We start from the raw sequence: 4,234 nt of genomic DNA on the forward strand, positions 1-4,234 counted from the left end.
GACCTCCGACACCGGGCCGCAGCCCAAGCAGTCCAAGCCCGAGAAGCTGAAACCGGGTGAGAAGCCGCCGCAGTTCGTCGTCTTCTCCTGGGACGGCGCACTGGAGGGCGACGAGCACCTGTTCTCCCGCTTCCGCAAGCTGGGCGTCGAGAACAACGCCCAGATGTCCTTCTTCCTGACCGGCATCTACACCCTGCCGAAGTCGAAGCGCTCCCTGTACCACCCGCCCCAGCACGACCCCGGCGCGGCCTCCATCGACTTCGCCACCGACGCCCACATCAAGGACACCCTCGAACAGCTGCGCCTGGCCTGGCTGGACGGGAACGAGATCGGCACCCACTTCAACGGGCACTTCTGCGGCGCCAAGGGCGGCGGCGACTGGAGCGCGGAGGAGTGGAAGAGCGAGCTCGACCAGTCGGTCTCCTTCGTCACCAACTGGAAGACCAACACCGGCTACAAGGACCTCCCGCCACTCCCCTTCGACTACACCAAGGAGCTGGTCGGCGGCCGCGCCCCCTGCCTGGAGGGCCAGAAGAACCTGCTCACCGCCGAGAAGGCGGCCGGCTTCCGCTACGACGCCAGCTCACCCGGCGAGTTCCAGGTCTGGCCCGGCAAGAAGGGGGACATCTGGAACTTCCCGTTGCAGCTGCTCCCCTTCGCCTCCAAGTCCTCCCAGGGCCTCTCCATGGACTTCAACTTCCTCGCCGGCCAGTCCGGGAACAGCACCAACGGCGACCCGAAGAAGTACGACGCCTGGGAGAAGGAGACCCGGGACAGCTACCTCGCCGGCTTCGAGCGGGTCTACAACGGCAGCCGCGCCCCGCTGTTCATCGGGAACCACTTCGAGACCTGGAACGGCGGCATCTACATGCAGGCCATCGAGGACGTGATGAAGAGCGTCTGCAAGCGCGACGGCGTCCGCTGCGTCTCCTTCCGCCAGGTCGCGGACTGGCTGGACGCCCAGGACCCGAAGGTGCTCGACAAGCTGCGCCAGTTGGACCCGGGCCAGCCCGCCGACTGGTCGCGCCTGGTCAAGTAGTCGGCCCCGCTGGGCCCGTGACCGTCACGGGCCCAGCGGACCGCCTACCGACCGGCTACCGCCCGCCCGCCGCCTTCATGTACAACGACCAGATCCGGCTGGGCAGTTCGGAGTCCGGAGTGTCCGGCGAGGCTCCGCCCACACCCTCCAGCGACAGCAGCTTCATGTCCTTGAGGTCCGCCCGGAAAACCGTCACCGCCGTGGACAGCTGCCCGCTGTAACCGACGGACCAGCCCGCCGTACGGTCCACGGTGGTGCCGGGCTTCGCGGCCAGGTCCGGGCCCGCCTCCGCCACGGCCTTGGCGGCCCCGCCGCGGACCGAGCCCTTGAGCGCCGCGTCCACCTCCGCCGCTGCCGCCTTGGGCAGCGCCTGCACGGCGGCCGGCAGTTGCAAGGCGATCGGCTCGCCGTTGCGGGTGACGCTCAGGACGGAGTACGGGTCGGTGTGGCTGCCGCCGTTGGCGAAGGCGGCGTACGCGTCGGCGGCGCGGATCGCGCTCGGCGTAGAGTTCCCGACCCCGAAGGCGGGCACCAACTCGCCCATGCTACCGGGGAGCAGGCCCAGGTCCGCGGCGGTCTTCTGCACCCGGTCCAGGCCGACGTCCATGCCGAGCTGCATCAGCGGCCCGTTGACGGACTGCTCGACCGCGCTCCGCAGGGTGACCTTGCCCCAGTTCCTCTTGCCGTCGTTGGCGGTCTTCACGATCTTCCCGTCCCGCCCCCAGTACGGGCCCTCGGGCGTCATCACGTTCACGCCGTCGTCGCCGTCGTAGGTGGTCGCGGGCGTCACCGGGGTGCGGTTGCCGCCCCGCTCGCGCTGCACGCCCTGGCTGAGCCCGGCGGCGTACACCAGCGGGGTGAAGGCCGAACCGATCGGCACCGTCGAGGTGTTGGCGTTGTTGAAGCCCTGCTTCAGGTAGTCGGGGCCGCCGTAGAGCGCGACGATCCTGCCGTCGAACGCCACCGAGGCCGCGCCGACCTTCAGGAGCCTGTCGGCCTCGCGGCTGCCGGGGTCGATCCCCTTGGTGGCCTCCTGCACGGCGGCCGCCAGGGCGTCGACCCTCGGCTTCTCGAAGGTGGTGCGGATCTGGTGGCCGCCGAGGTCGAACTGGGCCGGGGTGATGTCGCTGTGGCCCTCCACGTAGGCCCTGGCCATGTCCACCAGGTACCCGACCTGGCCGCCCATCCCGGCCCCCTTCGGCTGGGGCCTGGGCTCGGGGAACACCGTGTACCGGGCGCGCTCCTCGGGGGTGAGCCTGCCGACCTTCACCATCCGGTCCAGGATCCAGGACCACCGCTCCACCACCCGCTCGCGGTTGTCCTCGCTGATCGCCGGATCGTACTGCCCGGCCCCCTTCAACAGCGCGGCCAGGAAGGCCCCTTCGCTCGGATCGAGCTGCGAGACGTCCTTGCCGTAGTACGCCGCCGCGGCCCGCTGGATGCCGTAACTGCCGCGCCCGAACCAGCTGGTGTTCAGATAGCCGGCCAGGATGTCCCGCTTGCTCATCCGCTCGTCCAGCTTGATCGCGATGACGATCTCGCTGAGCTTGCGGGAGACGTCCTGGCGCTGGTTCAGGTAGATGTTCTTGACGTACTGCTGGGTGATGGTTGAGCCGCCCTGGGTGTCGCCTCCCGAGGCCATCTGGAGGACGGCGCGGCTGATGCCCGTGAACGATATGCCCGGATCCGAGTAGAAGGTCTCGTTCTCGGCGGCCAGCACCGCCCACTGCACCGGCTCCGGCACCCGGTCGAGCGGGACCTCCTGCCGGTTGGTCTCGCCGACGCGCGCCATCTCGGTGCCGTCCGCCCAGTAGTAGACGTTGTTCTGCTGGGTGGCGAAGGCGTTGAGGTCGTCGGGGACCTCGGTGGTCGCGTAGAACCAGGCCAGCCACCCCGTCAGCACCGCCGCCCCGGACCCGGCCGCCAGGAGCAGCTGCCGCCAGGACGGCAGCCAGCGGCGGACCCCGCGCCGCCCTCTGCGCGGATAGTCGATCCGCCGCAGCGGGCGCCGCCCCCGGCGTCCGGGCTTCGCCTCCTCGCCGCCGTCACCTTGCTGAGCACGCACAGATAGGTCTCCGATCGCCTCGCGAAACAGCTTCCCCTTCGTTTAGACGCGTCGAGAGGGGTGTCACGGGAGCACCATTCCGGTGTGATCATGGTCATATCGCACGCGACAGCGGCACGGTGGCACCGACAGAATGACGCCATGAGGTTGATCCACACCGTGCTCGGCGTGCTGCTGCTCCTGCTCGTCGTCGGCAGCATCCTGCGAACCCTGGTCGTCCCGCGCGGGCTCTACTCCGCCCTCGTGTACCGGCTCTGGGCGGTACTGCGCACCCTGCTGCGGCTCTCGGCCACGCCCTTCGGCACCTACCGGGCGCAGGACCGGGCGCTGACCTGGCTCGCGCCGCTCGTCCTGCTCGGCATGCTCGGGATGTGGCTCAGCGGGCTGCTGACCGCCTACACGCTGCTGCTGCACGGCACGTCCGACTTCAGCTGGTCGGTGTCGATCCGGGAGGCCGGGTCCAGCCTCTTCACCCTCGGCTACGCGAGCGGCGAGCGGCTGCAGCTGTCCGCGATCGACTTCATGGCCGCCGCCAGCGGCCCGCTGGTGATCGCCCTGCAGATCTCGTACCTGCCCACCCTCTACGCCGCCTACCAGCGGCGCGAGACCGAGGTGACGCTGTTGCAGTCCCGGGCCGGCGAGCCCGCCTGGGGCCCCGAGCTGCTGGCCCGCCAGTCCCTCGTCGACACCGAGACCGCGCTCCCCCAGCTCTACCGGGACTGGGAGCGACTGGCCGCCGACATCGGCGAGAGCCACTCCAACTACCCGGTACTGCTCTCGTTCCGCTCCCCGCAGCCCAACCGCAGCTGGGTGGTCGGCCTGATCGCCGTCATGGACGCGGCCGCCCTCCACCTCGCCCTGTGCCCGCGCTCGGCCCCGCCGGAGGCCCGGCTGGTGCTCCGGGCCGGCTTCACCGCGATGCGCGACATCGCCCGCTCGCTGCGCATCGACTTCGACCCGGACCCGGACCCGGACACCCCGATCCGCCTCACCTACGCCGAGTACCTGGGCGCGGTCGCGATGATCACCGCCGCCGGCTTCCCTCGCGAACGCCCGGCCGAGGAGGCCTGGCCGCACTTCAGCGGCTGGCGGGTCAACTACGAGGCCCTCGGCTACGAGCTCGCCCGCCG

Annotated in this window: 3 protein-coding genes; 2 read left to right on the forward strand and 1 reads right to left on the reverse strand. The window is 70.3% G+C overall.

Annotated features, from left to right (window positions below):
• The coding region (locus tag J0670_RS31860; RefSeq protein ID WP_207815443.1) for a hypothetical protein at positions 1 to 1,039 on the forward strand (1,039 nt) is incomplete at its 5' end.
• 55 nt (positions 1,040 to 1,094) lie between these two features.
• On the opposite strand, the gene J0670_RS31865 is transcribed toward J0670_RS31860, so the two are convergent.
• Positions 1,095 to 3,104: a transglycosylase domain-containing protein gene (locus J0670_RS31865; protein ID WP_207815445.1), complete on the reverse strand. Its 2,010-nt coding sequence runs from the start codon at positions 3,102 to 3,104 to the stop codon at positions 1,095 to 1,097.
• A 141-nt stretch (positions 3,105 to 3,245) separates the two neighbouring features.
• Between J0670_RS31865 and J0670_RS31870 the strand changes: the two genes are divergently transcribed.
• The coding region (locus tag J0670_RS31870; RefSeq protein ID WP_207815448.1) for a hypothetical protein at positions 3,246 to 4,234 on the forward strand (989 nt) is incomplete at its 3' end.

The sequence above is a fragment of the Streptomyces sp. FH025 genome (assembly GCF_017427025.1).
Lineage (GTDB): Bacteria > Actinomycetota > Actinomycetes > Streptomycetales > Streptomycetaceae > Kitasatospora.